At 62.4% G+C, this 17,619-nt stretch carries 14 protein-coding genes; all 14 read left to right on the plus strand.

What is annotated here, in order from left to right; all coding sequences use genetic code 11:
- The 14 genes from JFT63_RS26620 (at position 1) to JFT63_RS26685 (ending at position 17,582) form a co-directional block, all read left to right on the plus strand.
- Positions 1-444 carry a YqaA family protein gene (locus JFT63_RS26620; protein ID WP_057703431.1) on the plus strand — a complete coding sequence of 148 codons (444 nt, stop codon included), beginning with the start codon at positions 1-3 and terminating at the stop codon, positions 442-444.
- Positions 445-489: 45 nt separating this feature from the next.
- The gene (locus JFT63_RS26625; RefSeq protein ID WP_198845109.1) at positions 490-1,491 is read left to right on the plus strand and encodes an alpha/beta fold hydrolase; all 1,002 of its coding nucleotides are present in this window, start codon (positions 490-492) and stop codon (positions 1,489-1,491) included.
- A 16-nt stretch (positions 1,492-1,507) separates the two neighbouring features.
- Positions 1,508-2,461: a D-2-hydroxyacid dehydrogenase family protein gene (locus tag JFT63_RS26630; protein ID WP_198845128.1), complete on the plus strand. Its 954-nt coding sequence runs from the start codon at positions 1,508-1,510 to the stop codon at positions 2,459-2,461.
- A 474-nt stretch (positions 2,462-2,935) separates the two neighbouring features.
- Positions 2,936-4,492 carry a glycogen synthase GlgA gene (gene glgA, locus JFT63_RS26635; RefSeq protein WP_082629654.1) on the plus strand — a complete coding sequence of 519 codons (1,557 nt, stop codon included), beginning with the start codon at positions 2,936-2,938 and terminating at the stop codon, positions 4,490-4,492.
- A 31-nt stretch (positions 4,493-4,523) separates the two neighbouring features.
- On the plus strand, positions 4,524-6,269 hold the full coding sequence (gene treZ / locus JFT63_RS26640; protein ID WP_198845110.1) for a malto-oligosyltrehalose trehalohydrolase: 1,746 nt from the start codon (positions 4,524-4,526) through the stop codon (positions 6,267-6,269).
- The gene (malQ, locus tag JFT63_RS26645) at positions 6,266-8,350 is read left to right on the plus strand and encodes a 4-alpha-glucanotransferase (RefSeq protein WP_198845111.1); all 2,085 of its coding nucleotides are present in this window, start codon (positions 6,266-6,268) and stop codon (positions 8,348-8,350) included. Before treZ ends, malQ begins: the two co-directional genes overlap by 4 nt.
- The gene (locus JFT63_RS26650; RefSeq protein WP_198845112.1) at positions 8,347-11,097 is read left to right on the plus strand and encodes a malto-oligosyltrehalose synthase; all 2,751 of its coding nucleotides are present in this window, start codon (positions 8,347-8,349) and stop codon (positions 11,095-11,097) included. Before malQ ends, JFT63_RS26650 begins: the two co-directional genes overlap by 4 nt.
- A gap of 23 nt (positions 11,098-11,120) precedes the next feature.
- Complete coding sequence (locus JFT63_RS26655; protein WP_198707789.1) at positions 11,121-11,390, plus strand: DUF2934 domain-containing protein; 270 nt, start codon at positions 11,121-11,123, stop codon at positions 11,388-11,390.
- A 121-nt stretch (positions 11,391-11,511) separates the two neighbouring features.
- Positions 11,512-13,671, plus strand: coding sequence for a glycogen debranching protein GlgX (glgX, locus tag JFT63_RS26660; RefSeq protein ID WP_198845113.1), 2,160 nt, complete (start codon positions 11,512-11,514; stop codon positions 13,669-13,671).
- Position 13,672: 1 nt separating this feature from the next.
- The gene (locus JFT63_RS26665) at positions 13,673-14,671 is read left to right on the plus strand and encodes an acyl-CoA dehydrogenase family protein (protein WP_198707788.1); all 999 of its coding nucleotides are present in this window, start codon (positions 13,673-13,675) and stop codon (positions 14,669-14,671) included.
- Entirely contained in the window at positions 14,668-15,426 is a 759-nt protein-coding gene (locus JFT63_RS26670; RefSeq protein ID WP_057703440.1) for a PIG-L deacetylase family protein, read from the plus strand. The genes JFT63_RS26665 and JFT63_RS26670 overlap by 4 nt, the downstream gene beginning before the upstream one ends.
- Positions 15,423-16,022, plus strand: coding sequence for an SAM-dependent methyltransferase (locus JFT63_RS26675; protein WP_057703441.1), 600 nt, complete (start codon positions 15,423-15,425; stop codon positions 16,020-16,022). The genes JFT63_RS26670 and JFT63_RS26675 overlap by 4 nt, the downstream gene beginning before the upstream one ends.
- Positions 16,019-16,678, plus strand: coding sequence for a glycosyltransferase (locus JFT63_RS26680; RefSeq protein WP_198845114.1), 660 nt, complete (start codon positions 16,019-16,021; stop codon positions 16,676-16,678). Before JFT63_RS26675 ends, JFT63_RS26680 begins: the two co-directional genes overlap by 4 nt.
- A gap of 142 nt (positions 16,679-16,820) precedes the next feature.
- Positions 16,821-17,582: a PIG-L deacetylase family protein gene (locus JFT63_RS26685; protein WP_057703443.1), complete on the plus strand. Its 762-nt coding sequence runs from the start codon at positions 16,821-16,823 to the stop codon at positions 17,580-17,582.
- Positions 17,583-17,619: the final 37 nt, after the last annotated feature.

Consider the following 17,619-nt stretch of genomic DNA (forward strand, 5'->3'; position numbering starts at 1 on the left):
GTGCTGACGGGTTACCTGGGACTGTTCGTCGCGGCGTTTGGTGCGGCGACGTTATTGCCGCTGCAATCGGAGGCCGTGTTGGTGGGCCTGCTGCTCAGCGGGCATTACAACCTATGGTTGCTGCTGGGCATCGCCACGTTGGGTAACGTGCTCGGCTCAGTGGTCAATTGGCTGCTCGGACGCTCGGTGGAACGTTTCAAGGAGCGGCGTTGGTTTCCAGTGAGCGCCAGGCAACTGGACAAAGCCCGCCGCCATTACGGGCATTGGGGGCACTGGACATTGTTGCTCAGTTGGGTACCGATCATTGGTGACCCGCTGACGCTGGTGGCCGGGGTGATGCGCGAGCCGTTGTGGCGGTTTTTGCTGTTGGTTACCCTGGCCAAAGGCATACGTTATGGCGTGCTCGCAGCGCTGACGTTGCAATGGGTGTTAATCCCCCGTTAATCCTCTCCCAAGAGCATCCGGACATCTTTCTCGGAGCCCCAGCCCATGCCGTTCATCCGTTCCTTATGCATAGCCGGCCTGTTTTCAGTGAGCGCCACCCCCGTGTTAGCCGCCACTTATGGCCCGGAACTCCAAGGCTTCCAATACCCCTATCCTCTCCAGCATTTCACTTTCCAATCCCAAGGCAAATCCCTGCAAATGGGCTACATGGACGTCCCCGCAACCGGCACCGCCAACGGTCGCAGCGTGGTGCTGATGCACGGCAAGAACTTCTGCGGGGCCACCTGGGAAGGTTCGATCAAGGCACTCAGCAGTGCCGGTTACCGCGTCATCGCCCCCGACCAGATCGGCTTCTGCACGTCCAGCAAGCCCGATCACTACCAGTACAGCTTCCAGCAATTGGCGACCAACACCCACCAGTTGCTGGAAAAACTCGGCATCCAGAAAGCCACGGTGATCGGCCATTCCACCGGCGGGATGCTTGCCACTCGCTATGCCTTGATGTACCCCGAGCAAACCGAACAGCTTGGGCTGGTAAACCCTATCGGCCTGGAGGACTGGAAAGCCCTGGGCGTGCCCTACCAGAGCGTCGACCAGTGGTACCAGCGCGAGCTGAAAATGAGCGCCGAGGGGGTGCGCAAATATGAACGCGACACCTATTACGTCGGGCGCTGGAAGCCGGAATACGAACGCTGGGTGGATATGCTCGTCGGCCTGAACAAAGGCCCGGGGCATCTGCAGGTTGCCTGGAACTCGGCGTTGATTTACGACATGATCTTCACCCAGCCGGTGTACTACGAATTCAAGGACCTTAAGGTGCCCACCCTGCTGCTGATCGGCACCAGCGACACGACTGCGATCGGCAAGGATGTGGCGCCGCCCGAGGTCAAGGCCAGAATTGGCAATTACCAAGTGCTGGGCAAGCAGGTGGCCAAGCTGATTCCCCACGCCACACTGGTGCAATTCCCAGGCTTGGGCCATGCGCCGCAGATGGAAGAACCGGAGCAGTTTCATAAAGCGCTGTTGCAGGGTATGAATGCCCTTTGATTTCGAGGCCCACGGCATGTCGATACAGATCGCAGTGATAGATGATTGGCAAAATGTCGCCAGCGACGTGGTGGATTGGTCGGCGCTGGATGGCGTGGGCCAGGTGCATTTCCTCCACAACTACCCCGCCGATACGGCGACGATGGTTGAGCGTTTGAAGGGCTTTGAGGTGATTTGCGTCATGCGCGAACGCTCCACCTTCGACAAGGGCCTGCTGCAAGGGCTGCCCAGGCTCAAATTGCTGGTCACCGGCGGTATGCGCAATGCTGCCATCGATATTGCCGCTGCCAAGGAACTGGGTATCCAGGTATGCGGCACCGACAGCTATAAGCACGCGGCGCCGGAACTGACGTGGGCATTGATTATGGCCTCTACGCGTAATCTGCTGGCCGAAGCCAATTCGCTGCGCGCAGGTGGATGGCAGGTGGGCCTGGGCGGTGACCTGCATGGCAAAACCCTGGGTGTGCTTGGTCTGGGCAGTATCGGCCAGAAAGTCGCGACGTTTGCCCAGGCATTCGGGATGCGGGTGATCGCCTGGAGCGAAAACCTCACGCCGCAGCGGGCGGCTGAAGCGGGTGTGACATGGGTCAGCAAGCGCGAGTTGTTTGAACAGGCGGACATCCTCACCATCCATCTGGTGCTCAGTGAGCGCAGCCGTGGGCTGGTGGATGCCCAGGCACTGGCGTGGATGAAGCCCACGGCGCACCTGGTGAACACCGCGCGCGGGCCGATTGTGGATGAGCAGGCGTTGGTGCAGGCATTGAGCAGTGGCCGCCTGGCCGGGGCGGCGCTGGATGTGTTTACCCAAGAGCCGCTGCCGGTTGAACATCCGTTTCGCCGCTTGCCCAATGTGCTGGCCACGCCACACGTGGGGTATGTGAGTGAGCGCAATTACCGGCAGTTCTATCAACAAATGATTGAAGACATTCAGGCCTGGGCCGGCGATGTGCCCATCCGTGTGCTTGGCTGACGCACCAAAAAAGCGCAGCCCTGCCTTCCTGTAGGAGCGAGCTTGCTCGCGAAAATCGTCAACGATAACGCGTGTTTCTTGAATAAACGCGGCGTCTGTCAGTTTTTCGCGAGCAAGCTCGCTCCTACAGAAAGGCACGCTGCATATCGTTAGATTTTTTTTGTCCTACAAAAAACTGCGCTAAACCCGGCAGGCGCTGGGATCTGGCCTAGACTCATGACCGATGGGTCCGTTCCAAAACAAAAACCCCGCAAAAAATCTAAACTTTCCAACTCCGCCTCAGGTCAAGTTTTAGGTAAGGACGTGCACGTGCGTTTCACGCCGAATGCCCGTTCATCCAATCTTTTTCAGCCGACGTTGCAACTGGCATACGCCTTGCCAGCTTGTATAGCGCTGGTGTGCCTGGCCGCAGGATGCGGCCACTCGGAGCTGATGGCAGCGGGCCATTAGCGAACCAACAAATGGGAGTGCATTATGATCAGTGCCGCAGTAGATACTCAGGGAGAGCGTTTTAGTCAGCCGGTAGGGGGGCCAACGTCTTTGGTCGACCTGCCCAACACTGTGCGGCCGATCGTGAGTCAGAATCCGAATCGAAAGAAAGTCTTGTTTGTCACCTCCGAGTTCGCCGACCTGGTGAAAACCGGTGGCCTGGGCGATGTGTCCGCCGCCCTGCCCCGCGCCATGGCGCACTTGCACGATGTGCGGGTGTTGATCCCCGGTTACCCGCAGGTGATGGAAAGCGACAACCCGATTCATATCGTCGGTGAACTGGGCGGCCACGCCGCGCTGCCGCCTTGCAAGATCGGGCGTATGGACCTTGCGGACGGCCTGGTCATCTACGTACTGATCTGCCCCGAACTGTACGAGCGCGAAGGCACGCCCTACGGCGCCAACAACGGCCGCGACTGGCCGGATAACCACATTCGCTTCGCCCGCCTTGGCCTGGCCGCCGCCGACATGGCCGCCAACCTGGCACAGATCCACTGGTGCCCTGACCTGGTGCACGCCCATGACTGGCCCGCTGGCCTGGCCCCGGCCTACATGCACTGGCGTGGGTCACGCACGCCGACACTGTTCACCATCCATAACCTGGCTTATCAGGGTGTGGTGAGCCTGGCGTCGACGCCTGAGCTGGGTATTCCACCCCATGCCCTGCAACAGGAAGGCATGGAGTTTTACGGCAAGATGTCGTTCCTCAAGGCCGGCATGGCCTATTCCAGCCACATCACCACCGTGAGCGCCACCTACGCCCAGGAAATCACCACGCCGGAATTCGGCTGTGGCCTGGATGGCTTTCTTGCCAGCAAGACTCAACAAGGTCTGCTCAGCGGGATTCCCAACGGCATCGACGAAAGCTGGGAAACGTCCACCGACACGCACCTGATCCACAATTTCAATATTGGCGACTGGGAAGGCAAGGCGATCAACGCCGCCCATGTGCGCGAGCTGTTTGGCCTGCACGAGTCCAACGGGCCGCTGTTCGCGGTGGTGTCACGCCTGGTTTATCAGAAGGGTCTGGACCTGACTGAAGCGGTCGCCGGTTTTATCGTCGAGAACGGCGGCCAAATCGCGATCATCGGCCGTGGTGAGCCCGAAGAAGAACAGGCCATGCGCGAACTGGCGCTGCGCTTCCCGGGCCAGGTGGGTGTGCGCATTGGCTTTAACGAGACCGATGCCCGTCGCATGTTTGCCGGCAGTGATTTCCTGCTGATGCCTTCTCGCTATGAACCTTGCGGCCTGAGCCAAATGTATGCGCAGCGCTTTGGTTCGTTGCCGGTGGCGCGGAACACCGGTGGCCTGGCGGACACCATTGAAGATGGCGTCACCGGCTTTCTGTTCAATGAATCCACGGTGCAAAGCTACGAAGAAGCCCTGCGCCGTGCCTTCAAGGTATTCGCCTTCCCGGGCCTGCTTAACGCCATGCGCAGTCGTGCCATGACGCAACCGTTCAACTGGTGCCAGGCGGTTGAACCCTACGCCGAACTCTACGAACAACTGGTGGCCAAGGCCCTGGGGAAATCGACCAAATAGCCACTTGAACCCACCCGGGAGGTCTTCATAGATGCCGTTACGGACTCTGGACACCTGGCCCCACGGCGCAATCATGCTGGACGCGCAACACACGCGTTTTGCCTTGTGGGCGCCAGACGCTTTTTATGTCAGCGTTGAATTGGAACACGGTAAATCCATCACCCTGCTGCCCCAGGCCGATGGCTGGTTCGAAGTCGAAGCCGCCTGCCCTGCCGGTACGCTCTACCGCTTTAACATCGATGGGGAAAAGGCGGTTCCCGACCCCGCGTCCAGGGCCCAGACCCAGGACGTGCATGGTTGGAGCCGAGTCGTCGACCCCAACGCCTACACCTGGCGCCATACCCAATGGCAAGGCCGCCCCTGGCACACCGCGGTGATCTACGAGCTGCACGTAGGCGCCATGGGTGGCTACGCCGGAGTCGAGAAACACCTGCCGCGCCTGGCTGAGCTGGGCGTCACCGCAATCGAGCTGATGCCGCTGGCGCAATTCCCCGGTGAACGCAACTGGGGCTATGACGGCGTGCTGCCTTATGCACCGCACGCCGCCTACGGGACGCCCGAGCAGCTCAAGCACTTGATCGACACTGCCCATGCCCATGGTTTGGCGGTGATGCTCGATGTGGTCTACAACCACTTCGGGCCCGACGGCAATTACCTGGGCCAGTACGCCAAGGGCTTCTTTCAGGAGGACGTGCATACGCCCTGGGGCGCCGGCATTGATTTCGAACGCCGCCAAGTGCGGGATTTTTTCCTGGATAACGCGCTGATGTGGCTGCTGGAATACCGCTTTGACGGGCTGCGCCTGGATGCGGTACACGCCATCGACAACCCCGGGTTCTTGCAGGAACTGGCACATCGCGTGCGTCAGCAGGTGCACGGCGAACGTCACGTGTGGCTGGTGCTGGAGAACGAACTGAACCAGGCCAGCCTGCTGCAGGACGATTTCAACGCCCAGTGGAATGATGACTTTCATAACGTGCTGCACGTGCTGCTGACCGGTGAAACCGACGCCTATTACAGCGACTTCGCCGAGCAGCCCACCGCCAAGTTGGCGCGCTGCCTGGGCGAGGGCTTTATCTATCAGGGCGAAACCACCCGCCACGGCCATGCACGCGGCGAACCCAGTGCGGATCTGCCGCCCAGTGCTTTCGTGGCGTTTTTGCAGAACCACGACCAGATCGGCAACCGCGCCCTGGGCGAACGCTTGCACCAACTGTGTTCGCCCCAGGCGCTGAACGCGGCGACCGCTCTACTGCTGCTGAGCCCGATGATTCCGCTGATGTTCATGGGCGATGAGGTGAATGCCGCCGAACCCTTTCTATTTTTCACCGACCATCACGGTGAACTGGCCGAAGCGGTGCGCGAAGGCCGGCGCAATGAATTCGCCGATTTCGCCGCGTTCCACGACCCCGAGCAACGCGAACGCATCCCGGATCCCAACGCACTGCAAACCTTTGTGCAATCGGCGCCCTCTTTCGTCGAGAACGAGCACACCCAGCTCTATCAGCACCTGCTGAGTCTGCGTCATCAACAGGTAGTGCCGCACTTGCCCGGCACGGTGGCATTGGGCGCGCAGGTGTTGGCCGAGGGCGCTGTCACGGCGCGTTGGCGCCTGGGCAACGGCAGCCTGTTGCAAATCGACCTGAACCTGAGCGAGCAGCCTGTGGATCACCCCGCGCCACACCCCATTATTTTCCAAACGCCTGCCGAGCATGGGGCGCAGTTGCCACCGCTGAGCGCACGCGTTTGCTTATCACCTGCCGGAGAACACTTTTGAGCGAAGCGAACCTGGAACTACTCGCCAGTCGCGCGGGCCTGGCCGTCGATTGGATCGATGCCAACGGTCGCCCGCAACACGTGCAGCCCGAGGCCTTGCGCGCCGTTCTCAAAGGGCTGGGGCACCCGGCCGATACCGACGCCGAGATCGACGCCAGCCTGCAGGAACTGGAGCAGGTGCAACAAGACACGCACCTGCCGCCCTTGATCACCACCGACAGCGGCGCAAGCCTGGACCTGGCGCGCTACTTCGCCCCGGACACGCCGTGCCGCGTCAGCCTGGAAGGCGGTGAAACCCTGGAATTGCGTCTGGACGGCAATGCCGAGCTGCCGGGTGTGATTGCCCTCGGCTACCACCAGGTGCATATCGACGGGCAAACCTTCACCCTCGCCGTTGCGCCCAGCCACTGCTACAGCGTGGCCGACGCAGTGGACAGCCGCCCTGCGCGCGCCTGGGGCTTGAGCGCCCAGCTGTATGCCTTGCGTCGCCTCGGCGATGGCGGCTTTGGTGACACCCTGGCCCTGGAGCACCTGGTGCGTTCGGCTGCCGAGCGCGGCGCCGACGCAGTGGCGATCAGCCCCATGCACGCGATGTTCAGCGCCGACACCGAACGCTTCAGCCCTTATTCCCCGTCCAGCCGCCTGTTTCTCAACAGCCTGTACGCCTCGCCCGCCTGCATCCTTGGCGAGCGGGAAGTCCGCAATGCGATCGAGGCCGCCGGGCTGGCGGACGAACTGCGTGTCCTGGAACAACTCACCCTGATCGACTGGCCCACCGCCGCCAAGGCCAAGCAACGCCTGCTGCGTGCGCTTTATGAGGACTTCCGCCACGGCGCGCACCCACAACATGCCGACTTCCAGAGCTTCCGTCAGGCCGGTGGTGAGGCCCTGGAGAACCATTGCCGTTTCGAAGCCGTACAAGCGCAACGTGCCGCCGCCGGAGAGGACCTCGACTGGCGCCAGTGGCCCGAAGACTGGCGCACGCCACACAGCCCGGCGCTGGCGCAGTTTGCTGAAGAAAACCGCGAGGAGATCGGCTACTTCGCCTTCACCCAATGGCTGATCGCCCGTAGCCTGGCGCGCGCGCAACAAGCCGCCCTTGGCAGCGGCATGGGCATCGGCCTGATTGCCGACCTGGCGGTGGGTGCCGACGGCGGCGGCAGCCAGGCCTGGAGCCGCCAGGATGAACTGTTGGCTGACCTCACGGTTGGCGCACCGCCGGATATTCTCAACCGTGCAGGCCAGGGTTGGGGCATCTCCGCCTTCTCCCCGGAAGGTCTCAAACGCAATGGCTTTCGCGCGTTTATCGAAATGCTGCGGGCCAACTTCGCCCATGCCGGCGGCTTGCGCATCGACCATGTGATGGGCCTGCAACGCCTGTGGGTCATCCCCCTGGGCGCCTCGCCCCGCGAAGGTGCCTACCTGTATTACCCGGTGGACGACCTGCTGCGCTTGCTGGCACTGGAATCCCACCGTCACCAGGCCATCGTCCTCGGCGAAGACCTGGGCACGGTGCCCGAGGGCCTGCGTGAAAAGCTCAGCGCCCGCTCGATTCTGGGTATGCGCGTATTGCTGTTCGAACAGAACCACGAAGGCCGGTTCACGCCGATTCTCGACTGGCCCGACAACGCCCTGGCCACCACCAGCACCCATGACCTGCCCACCCTTAATGGCTGGTGGCACAGTCGCGATATCGAGTGGAATATCCAGCTTGACCTGATCGACGCCCCCACCGTGGAGCAATGGAGCGAACACCGCCTGCGCGAACGTCATGCACTGCGCCAGGCCTTGAGCCAGGACCCGCAGAATTTTGTCGATGAGATCCGCAACGACACCGACCACATGATCGACGCCAGCGTGCGTTACCTGGGCCACACCCGGGCGCCGCTGGTATTGCTGCCATTGGAGGACGCGCTGGGCATCGAAGAGCAAGCCAACCTGCCCGGCACCCTCGACACCCACCCCAATTGGCGCCGACGCTTGCCAGGCGAGGCCGCCAGCCTGCTCGACCACGACAGTGCTGCGCGCCGCCTGGAACTGCTGGCCGTGGCGCGCAACCAAGCCTATGAGCGTGACCGATGAACGCACTGCCCCTGCGCGCCACCCAGCGCCTGCAATTTCATAAAGGTTTTACCCTCGATGATGCGGTGCCGCTGGTGCCGTATTTTGCCCGACTGGGCATCAGCCACCTGTATGCCTCGCCGCTTCTGAGCGCCCGCGCCGGCTCCATGCATGGCTACGATGTGGTCGACCCTACCCGCGTTAATCCAGAACTGGGCGGCGAGCCGGCGTTGCGTCGCCTGGTCGCGGCCCTGCGTGAACACGACATGGGCCTGATCCTGGATATCGTCTCCAACCACATGGCCGTGGGTGGCGCGGATAACCCATGGTGGCTAGACCTGCTGGAGTGGGGCCGCTTGAGCCCCTACAGCGAATTTTTCGACATCCAGTGGCACTCGCCCGACCCGTTGCTCAAAGGCCAATTGTTGATGCCGTTTCTGGGCAGCGATTACGGCGACGCCCTGCAGAGCGGTACGTTGACGCTCAAGTTCGACGCTGCTCAAGGCAGCTTCTACGCCGAGCATTACGAGCATCGTTTCCCGATCTGCCCACGGGATTACGCCTTGATCCTGGGCGGCGATGAGCTGCTCAAGCCGCTGGCCGAGCGCTTCGCCGCCCTCGCCTATCAGGACGACGCCTACACCGAAGCCGCCTGGCTCAAGCAAGCGCTGGCCGAACGCGCCACCGAGGTCTTGCCGGCCATCGAGCAGCGGCTGGCCGCTTTCGATAGTCGCCAGCCCGAGGGTTTCGAGCGCCTGCATCACCTGCTTGAGCAACAGACCTACCGCCTGGCCAGCTGGCGCACCGCCGCCGACGACATCAACTGGCGGCGCTTCTTCGACGTCAATGAGCTGGGCGGCCTGCGCGTGGAGCGCACTGCAGTGTTCGAAGCCACCCACGGCAAGATTTTCGAGCTGATCAGCGCAGGCTTGATCGATGGCCTGCGCATCGACCACATCGATGGCCTCGCCGACCCGCGTGGCTATTGCCGCAAACTGCGCCGCCGCGTGGATGCGCTGTCGCCACAGCGCCATTTGCCGATCTTCGTGGAAAAGATCCTCGGCGAAGGCGAAACCCTGCGTGAAGACTGGCACGTGGACGGCACCACCGGCTACGAATTCATGAATCAACTGTCGTTACTGCAACACCATCCAGACGGCTTCGCCCCACTGGCCGAGCTGTGGACGCGCCACAGCGAACGGCCTTCGGCGTTTATCGAAGAAGCGCGCTTGGCTCGTCAGCAGATTCTCAATGGCTCGTTGGGCGGCGACTTTGAAAGCGTGGCCCAGGCCCTGCTGCAAGTGGCCCGTGACGATGTCATGACCCGCGACCTAACGCTGGGCGCGATCCGCCGGGCCTTGCAGGAGCTGATCGTGCATTTTCCGGTGTACCGCACCTACATCAGCGCCAGGGGCCGCAGCGCCGCCGACGACAAGGTGTTCCAGCAGGCCATGGACGGCGCACGCAGCACGCTTAACGAAGGTGACTGGCCGGTGCTTGAGCACCTGGAGAAATGGCTGGGCGGCCAGCCTTGGCGCAATCGGCCGGTGGGCCGTGAGCGCAAGATCCTCAAACATGCCTGCGTGCGCTTTCAGCAATTGACTTCACCCTCCGCCGCCAAGGCTGTGGAAGACACGGCGTTCTATCGCTCGGCTGTGTTGCTGTCGCGTAACGACGTGGGCTTCAGCACCGAACAATTCAGTGCGCCGTTGGCAGCCTTTCACCAGGCCAATCAACAGCGCCTGACGACCTTCCCGAACAATCTGCTGGCCACCGCTACTCATGACCACAAGCGCGGCGAGGACACCCGCGCACGCCTGGCGGTACTCAGCGAATGCGCGCCCTGGTATGCCGAACAGGTGGAGCACTGGCGCAGCCTCGCCGCCCCCTTGCGCGAGGGTACCGACAGCCCCTCGGCGGGTGATGAGCTGATCCTTTATCAGGTGCTGCTCGGCAGTTGGCCGCTGGAGCACAACCCGGACTTTGAGGCCTACCAGCAGCGCCTCTGGCAATGGCAACAAAAAGCCCTGCGCGAAGCCAAGTTGCACAGCAGCTGGAGCGCACCCAACGACGCGTATGAGCAGGGTGTCGAGCACTTCCTCAAGCGCCTGCTACTCAGCGACGCAGGCAAACCGCTGCGCGATGCGCTGAACAGCGCCGCCCAGGCCATCGCCCCCGCCGGTGCCCTGAACGGGCTGGCGCAAACCTTGCTTCACCTCACCGTGCCGGGTGTACCGGATGTCTACCAGGGCGACGAGTTCTGGGACTTCAGCCTGGTGGATCCGGACAACCGACGCCCGGTGGATTTCCCTGCGCGCCAACGTGCCCTGGATACCCCGCCGGACATCGGTGAGCTGTTGTTCAACTGGCGCGATGGGCGTATCAAACAGGCATTGATCGCCCAGGTACTGAACACACGCAAAGCCTGTCCCGAGCTGTTGCATAACGGCAGCTACACGCCGCTGGAAGTAGTGGGTCGACACGCCGAGCGAGTGGTTGCGTTCTACCGTGAACACCTGGGTCAACAGCTGTTGGTGGTGGTGCCGCGCTGGTCTTATCCCTTGCTGGAAGACGGTGTGTTCCCCCACATCAATGCGCAGGTTTGGGGCGATACCCGGGTGAAATTACCGTTCGCCACCACAACACAAAACTGGAAGGGACTTTTTCAAACAGGCGCAGTCACACCCAACAAGGAGCTGTTGATCAGCGCTGCCCTGGGGGATTTCCCGGTCAATGTCTTTATCAATCCTGATAATCAAGAAAGCTGAACATTTTCTGTGAGGAGTTTGTGATGAGTAAAGAAGACAAACGTATTCGCGAACTGGCGCATCAGATCTGGGAGTCTGAAGGCAAGCCGGACGGTGCGCACGATCGCCACTGGGAGATGGCACGTAAACTGGCCGAAGCCGAGGCGCTGACGCCCAGCAAGCCCAAGCCTGCCGCCAAGCCGAAAACCGCGCCCAAAGCGGCCGCCAAACCCAAGCCGGCTGCGCCTGTAGCCGCCAAGCCTGCTGCGAAAAAACCGGCCTCCCCAAAGAAACCAAAACCGCCCGCCCCATGATTTCTCGGGCCTGGCGCTTTTATCAGAAGCGACAGGCCCTTTTTCGTCCATGCCCTTCGCTGAAATACCGTCAGCACGGCCGCATTCGGCCCGAAAAAAGACCCCTTGCAGGAGCAACACCATGAGCAAACCCGAGAACACCACAGCGACGCAGGACCATGAGCCGTCGCGGATTCGTGAAGGTTTGCCCTTCCCCCTCGGCGCCACCTGGGATGGCCTGGGCGTTAACTTCGCACTGTTTTCAGCCAACGCCACCAAAGTGGAGTTGTGCCTGTTCGACGATACCGGCGAAGTCGAGCTGGAGCGCATCGAACTGCCCGAGTACACCGACGAGATCTTTCACGGTTACCTGCCCGATGCCCACCCCGGGCTCATCTACGGCTACCGGGTATACGGCGCCTATGACCCGGCCAATGGTCATCGCTTCAACCATAACAAGCTGCTGATCGACCCCTATGCCAAGCAGCTGGTAGGCGAACTCAAATGGTCGGAGGCGCTGTTCGGCTACACCATCGGCCACCCGGATGACGACCTCAGTTTCGACGAGCGCGACAGTGCGCCGTTCGTGCCCAAGTGCAAGGTCATCGACCCCGCGCACACCTGGGGCAACGATCAACCGGTACGGGTGCCGTGGGACCGCACGATCATCTATGAAACCCATCTGCGCGGCATCAGTATGCGCCACCCTTCGGTGGGCGAGTCCGTGCGCGGCACCTGCGCCGGCTTGATGGAAGACGACGTACTCAAGCATATCCGTCAATTGGGCGTCTCTTCGGTTGAGCTGCTGCCGGTGCACGCCTTCGTCAACGACCAGCACTTGCTGGAAAAAGGCATGACCAACTACTGGGGCTACAACAGCATTGCGTTCTTCGCTCCCGACCCGCGCTACCTGGCCAGCGGCAAGATTGCCGAGTTCAAGGAGATGGTCGCGCACCTGCATGAGCAGAAGTTGGAAGTGATTCTGGACGTGGTCTACAACCACACCGCCGAAGGCAACGAGCGCGGCCCGACCCTGTCCATGCGCGGTATCGACAACGCCTCTTACTACCGCCTGATGCCCGACGACAAGCGCTTCTACATCAACGACTCCGGCACCGGCAACACCCTGGACTTGAGCCACCCGTGCGTGCTGCAAATGGTCACCGACTCCCTGCGTTACTGGGCCACCGAGATGCACGTGGACGGTTTCCGCTTCGACCTGGCAACCATTCTTGGCCGCTACCGCGACGGGTTCGACGAACGCCACAGCTTCCTCGTCGCCTGCCGCCAGGATCCGGTGCTGCGCCAGTTGAAAATGATTGCCGAACCCTGGGACTGCGGCCCCGGTGGTTATCAGGTGGGCAACTTCCCGCCGGGCTGGGTGGAATGGAACGACCGCTTCCGCGACACCGTGCGTGCGTTCTGGAAAGGCGACGACGGCCAACTGGCAGATTTTGCCGGGCGCATGACCGCCTCGGGCGAGATGTTCAACCATCGCGGGCGCCGGCCTTACAGCTCGGTGAACTTCATCACCGCCCACGACGGTTTTACCTTGCACGACCTGGTGTCGTACAACGACAAGCACAACGAGGCCAACGACGAGAACAACCAGGACGGCAGCAATAACAACCTGTCGTGGAACCATGGTATCGAAGGCCCGACAGACGACCCTGAAATCAACGCACTGCGTCTGCGTCAGATGCGTAACTTCTTCGCGACTCTGCTGCTGGCTCAGGGTACCCCGATGATCGTCGCCGGTGACGAGTTCGCCCGCACCCAGCATGGCAACAATAATGCCTACTGCCAGGACAGCGAAATCGGTTGGGTCAACTGGGATCTGGACGATGACGGCAAGGCCCTGCTCAAGTTCGTCAAGCGCTTGATCAAGCTGCGCCTGGCCTACCCGATTCTGCGCCGTGGACGCTTCCTGGTCGGCGATTACAACGAAGACATCGGTGTAAAAGACGTCACCTGGCTGGCGCCCGATGGCAACGAAATGAGCACCGAGCAATGGGAAGACAGCCAGGGTCGCTGCCTGGGCATGTTGATGGATGGCCGCGCCCAGGAAACCGGGATCCGTCGGGCCGGTGCCGACGCTACGCTGCTGCTGGTAGTCAATGCCCACCACGACATGGTCAATTTCCGCCTGCCGCCGGTGCCGGAGGGCGAATTCTGGACGTGCCTGCTCGATACCAATGCCCCAGCGGTACGCGGCCAGGAACGTTTTGATTTTGAGCATGAGTACGCAGTGACGGGCCGCTCGCTGCTGTTGTTTGAATTGCAGCACGAAGACGAGGTATGAGATGGCGCTGCACAGTTTCCTTCAGGGCTACAGGGGCTACGCGGATACCCAGGCGCTTGGGGCTGCACTGAGAGCCCTTCAGGAAGAAGGGCTTGATCAACTGCCGCTGCCGGGCAGCGGCGAAACGCTGGCCCGCTTCAGTCGGCTGGCCCAGGTGGCCGGCCATGACTTGCGCCTGTGCAAGTTGTTTGAAGGCCATACCGACGCGCTGGCAATTATTGCCGAGCTCGACAGCCCGCTGCCGCCGCTTGGCAGCACCTGGGGCATGTGGGCAGCCGAACCACCGGCGGCCAAGGTGCGTGTGCGACGCGATGGTCACTGGCTGATCGTCGATGGGCGCAAAGCCTGGTGTTCCGGTGCTGCAGTGGTCAGTCATGGCTTGCTGACGGCCTGGGACGAGGATGATCGTCAGCAATTGGTGGCCGTGGCGATGGATCAACCGGGCGTCACTGTGTCGGATGAGGGCTGGAATGCGGTTGGCATGGCCGCCACCGGCAGCGTTGACGTTCTGTTCAACGCGGCCAAAGGCATCGCGGTGGGTGGGCCGGGTGATTACCTGACTCGACCCGGCTTCTGGCAAGGCGGCGTTGGTATCGCCGCCTGCTGGTATGGCGGTGCGCAACGCCTGGGCGAGGTGCTGCGCGCTCACTGTGCGCAGCGCCCGGAGCCTCATGCGCTGGCCCATCTGGGAGCGGTCGACAGCGCGCTGAACAGCGCCGCTTGCGTACTGCGCGCCAGCGCCGAGCATATTGACCGCGAGCCTCGCGCCGATGCCAGGCAACTGGCTCAGCAGGCACGCGCGTGTATTGAAGACACGGTCGAGCAAGTCATGCGTCGTGTCGGCCATGCCGTGGGCGCCGGGCCCTACTGCAAAGACCCGCACTTTGCACAGCTGATGGCTGATCTACCGGTGTACGTACGGCAAAGTCATGCCGAACGCGACCTGGCAGCCCTCGGCGAACTGGTAGCCAGCGACGCCTCGGGGAGGTGGCAATTATGAAACCCAATCCGATTGTCGGCCAAGGCACCCCACTCAATCATTGGCAAACGTCGGCACGGCTGGCCGAGTTACCGCACATCAGCGCCGCGCAACTGGTGCCGCAGGGGCACCGCGCGGTGATCATCGCCCCACACCCGGACGATGAAGTCCTCGGCAGCGGTGGCCTGCTGCAGGGTTTGGCCGTGCTGGAGCGCCCTATCCAGTTGATCTCCGTTACCGACGGCAGCGCCAGCCATCCTGGCTCCAAACGCTGGCCGGTAGCGCGCCTGAGCGTCGTGCGCCCGCAGGAGTCGGCCCAGGCCCTGCATCGCCTGGGCCTGCCGTTGCACAGTTTAAAGTGGCTGCGCGGCGGGTTTACCGACAGCAAGGTGGCCGAGCGCGAAGCCCAGCTGTGTGCGTTCATCCAGCGCCACCTCAAGCCCACCGATATTGTGTTCGCCACCTGGCGCGAAGACGGCCATTGCGACCATGAAGCGGTAGGCCGTGCCAGCGCCAAAGCGGCCGAGGCCGTCGGCGCGACGTTGTGCGAACTGCCGGTGTGGACCTGGCACTGGGCGACTGCCGAAGACAACCGGGTGCCTTGGCACCGGGCGCGCAAAATTACGTTGACCGCCGAACAAGTGGCACGCAAGCGCCACGCGATCCACGCATTCGCCAGCCAGTTGGAGGGCGACCCGCAGGTCGGCCTGCCGCCCGTGCTGGCGCCCCACGTAGTAGAGCGCTTGCTGCAACCCTTTGAAGTGGTGTTTGTATGAGTGTGGCCACCCCGTATTTTGATCAACTGTTTGCCGGCAATGACGACCCCTGGGCGTTTCGTCAGCGCTGGTACGAACAACGCAAGCGCGCACTGACCCTGGCCGTACTGACCCGACCGCGATATGCCTCGATCTTCGAGCCCGGCTGTGCCAACGGCGAACTGAGCGCCGAGCTGGCGACCCGTTGTGAGCGCCTGCTGTGCTGTGACACCGCTAGCGCCGCGGTGCGCCTGGCACAGGCGCGTCTGAGCGCGTTTGCCCATGCTCATGTAGAACAGCGGCGCCTGCCCCAGGAGTGGCCCACCGGTGAGTTTGAACTGATCGTGTTGAGCGAGCTGTGTTACTACCTCGATGTGAATGATCTGAATCGTCTGATCGATCGCGCCCTCGCCACCTTGACCGATAACGGCCAACTCCTGGCCTGCCACTGGCGCCCGCCCATTGACGGTTGCCCGCAAACCGCCGAACAGGTACACGCTCTGCTCCAGCATCGAATGGGGATGCCACCGCTGGTGCAGCACCATGACCAGGATTTTCTGCTCGACCTGTGGAGCCGCGACGGCACCTCGGTCGCGCGCCATGAGGGATTGCGATGATCGGCATCTTGATTCCGGTGCATAACGAAGAAGCCCTGTTGGACGAATGCCTGAGGGCTGCGCGGGTCGCCGCCCACCATCCGGGCCTGCACGGGGAAAGGGTGCAAATCCTGGTGGTGCTCGACAGCTGCAGCGATGCCAGCGCGGCGATCGCCCAGGCGCATGATGTGCACAGCATCCACGTGCAGGCACGCAACGTAGGGCGAGCGCGAGGCGTCGGCGCCCGGCATTTACTGAACCTGGGCGCGCGCTGGATTTCCTGTACCGACGCCGACAGCCGCGTGGCCCCCGACTTGCTGGTGGCTCAACTGGCCCTGGGCTGTGACGCGGTGTGTGGCACCGTGACCGTGGACAGCTGGAGTGAAGGCTTCGACCCCGCAGCGCAGATTCGTTATCACCAGGCATACCAGGCGCGTGATGGCCATCGGCACATTCACGGCGCCAACCTGGGCGTGAGTGCCAGTGCCTATGTGCAGGCCGGCGGCTTCGAACCCCTGGCGTGCCACGAGGATGTGCAGTTGGTGCGCGAGCTGGAACGTTGCGGTGCTTCCATTGCCTGGAGCCATGCGCCGCAAGTGATCACCAGTGCACGCCTGGATTGCCGCGCCCAGGGCGGCTTCGGCGATTACCTGAAAAGCCTGATGCTGGTTTCGTAAAAAAACGACAAACCTGTGACACATCCTTGTCTATGCTGAGAGTGGCTTGCAGGGCATCCCAGGGTTGGAATGCCCTGCACTCACCGCAGCGGAGCCTGCGCTGAAGCCAAGAGCGTTACCCACCAACAAGGATGTGACACCCATGAAGCCTGCCTCCTCAAGCGAAGGCCGTCGCGGCCCCGCGCAAATCTGGAACAGCGCGCCGCAGTTGGCGCAAATCCCCTGCCTTGCACTGGCTACCCTGGTGCCGCCCGGTGCCCGGGTTGTGGTGATAGCGCCCCACCCCGGCGATGAAGTGCTGGCGTGCGGCGGTTTGCTGCAACTGCTCAGCACCCGCGAGCATCCGCTGAAATTGATCTCCATCACCGATGGCAGCGCCAGCCATCCGGGCTCCCAGGTATGGCCGGTGAGCCGCTTGAGTGTGGTGCGCCCGCAGGAAAGCGCCGAGGCACTGCGCCGCCTCGGTATGCCGTTGCACAGCCTCAAATGGATTCGCGGCGGGTTTTGCGACGACGCGCTGGCGGCCCACGAGCAACCGATGAGCCAGTTCATTGCGCGCCACCTGCAACCCGGCGACGTGGTGTTTACCACCTGGCGCCATGATGGCAATGACGACCACGATGCCGTCGGCCGGGCGAGTGCAAAAGCCTGCAGCCTGGTGGGCGCGCAACTGTATGAACTGGCGATCTGGGCCTGGCATTGGCCGGCGCGCGAAGGTGCGGTGATTCCTTGGCAACGCGCACGCAAAGTGCGCCTGGACACCTGGAGCGTGGCGCGCAAACTGCACGCCGCCCATGCCTATGCCAGCCAATTGGTCGGCGACCCCCAGATCGGCCTGCCGCCCATGCTCGCCCAGGTGTTGCTTGAGCGTATGCGCGAACCCTACGAGATCGTATTCATGTAGGTATTGGCCCGCCTCTACCTGTTAGTTTTCACAGTAG

Origin of the sequence: Pseudomonas sp. MF7453, from assembly GCF_016405455.1 — a bacterium.
GTDB classification, from domain to species: Bacteria; Pseudomonadota; Gammaproteobacteria; order Pseudomonadales; family Pseudomonadaceae; genus Aquipseudomonas; species Aquipseudomonas paralactis.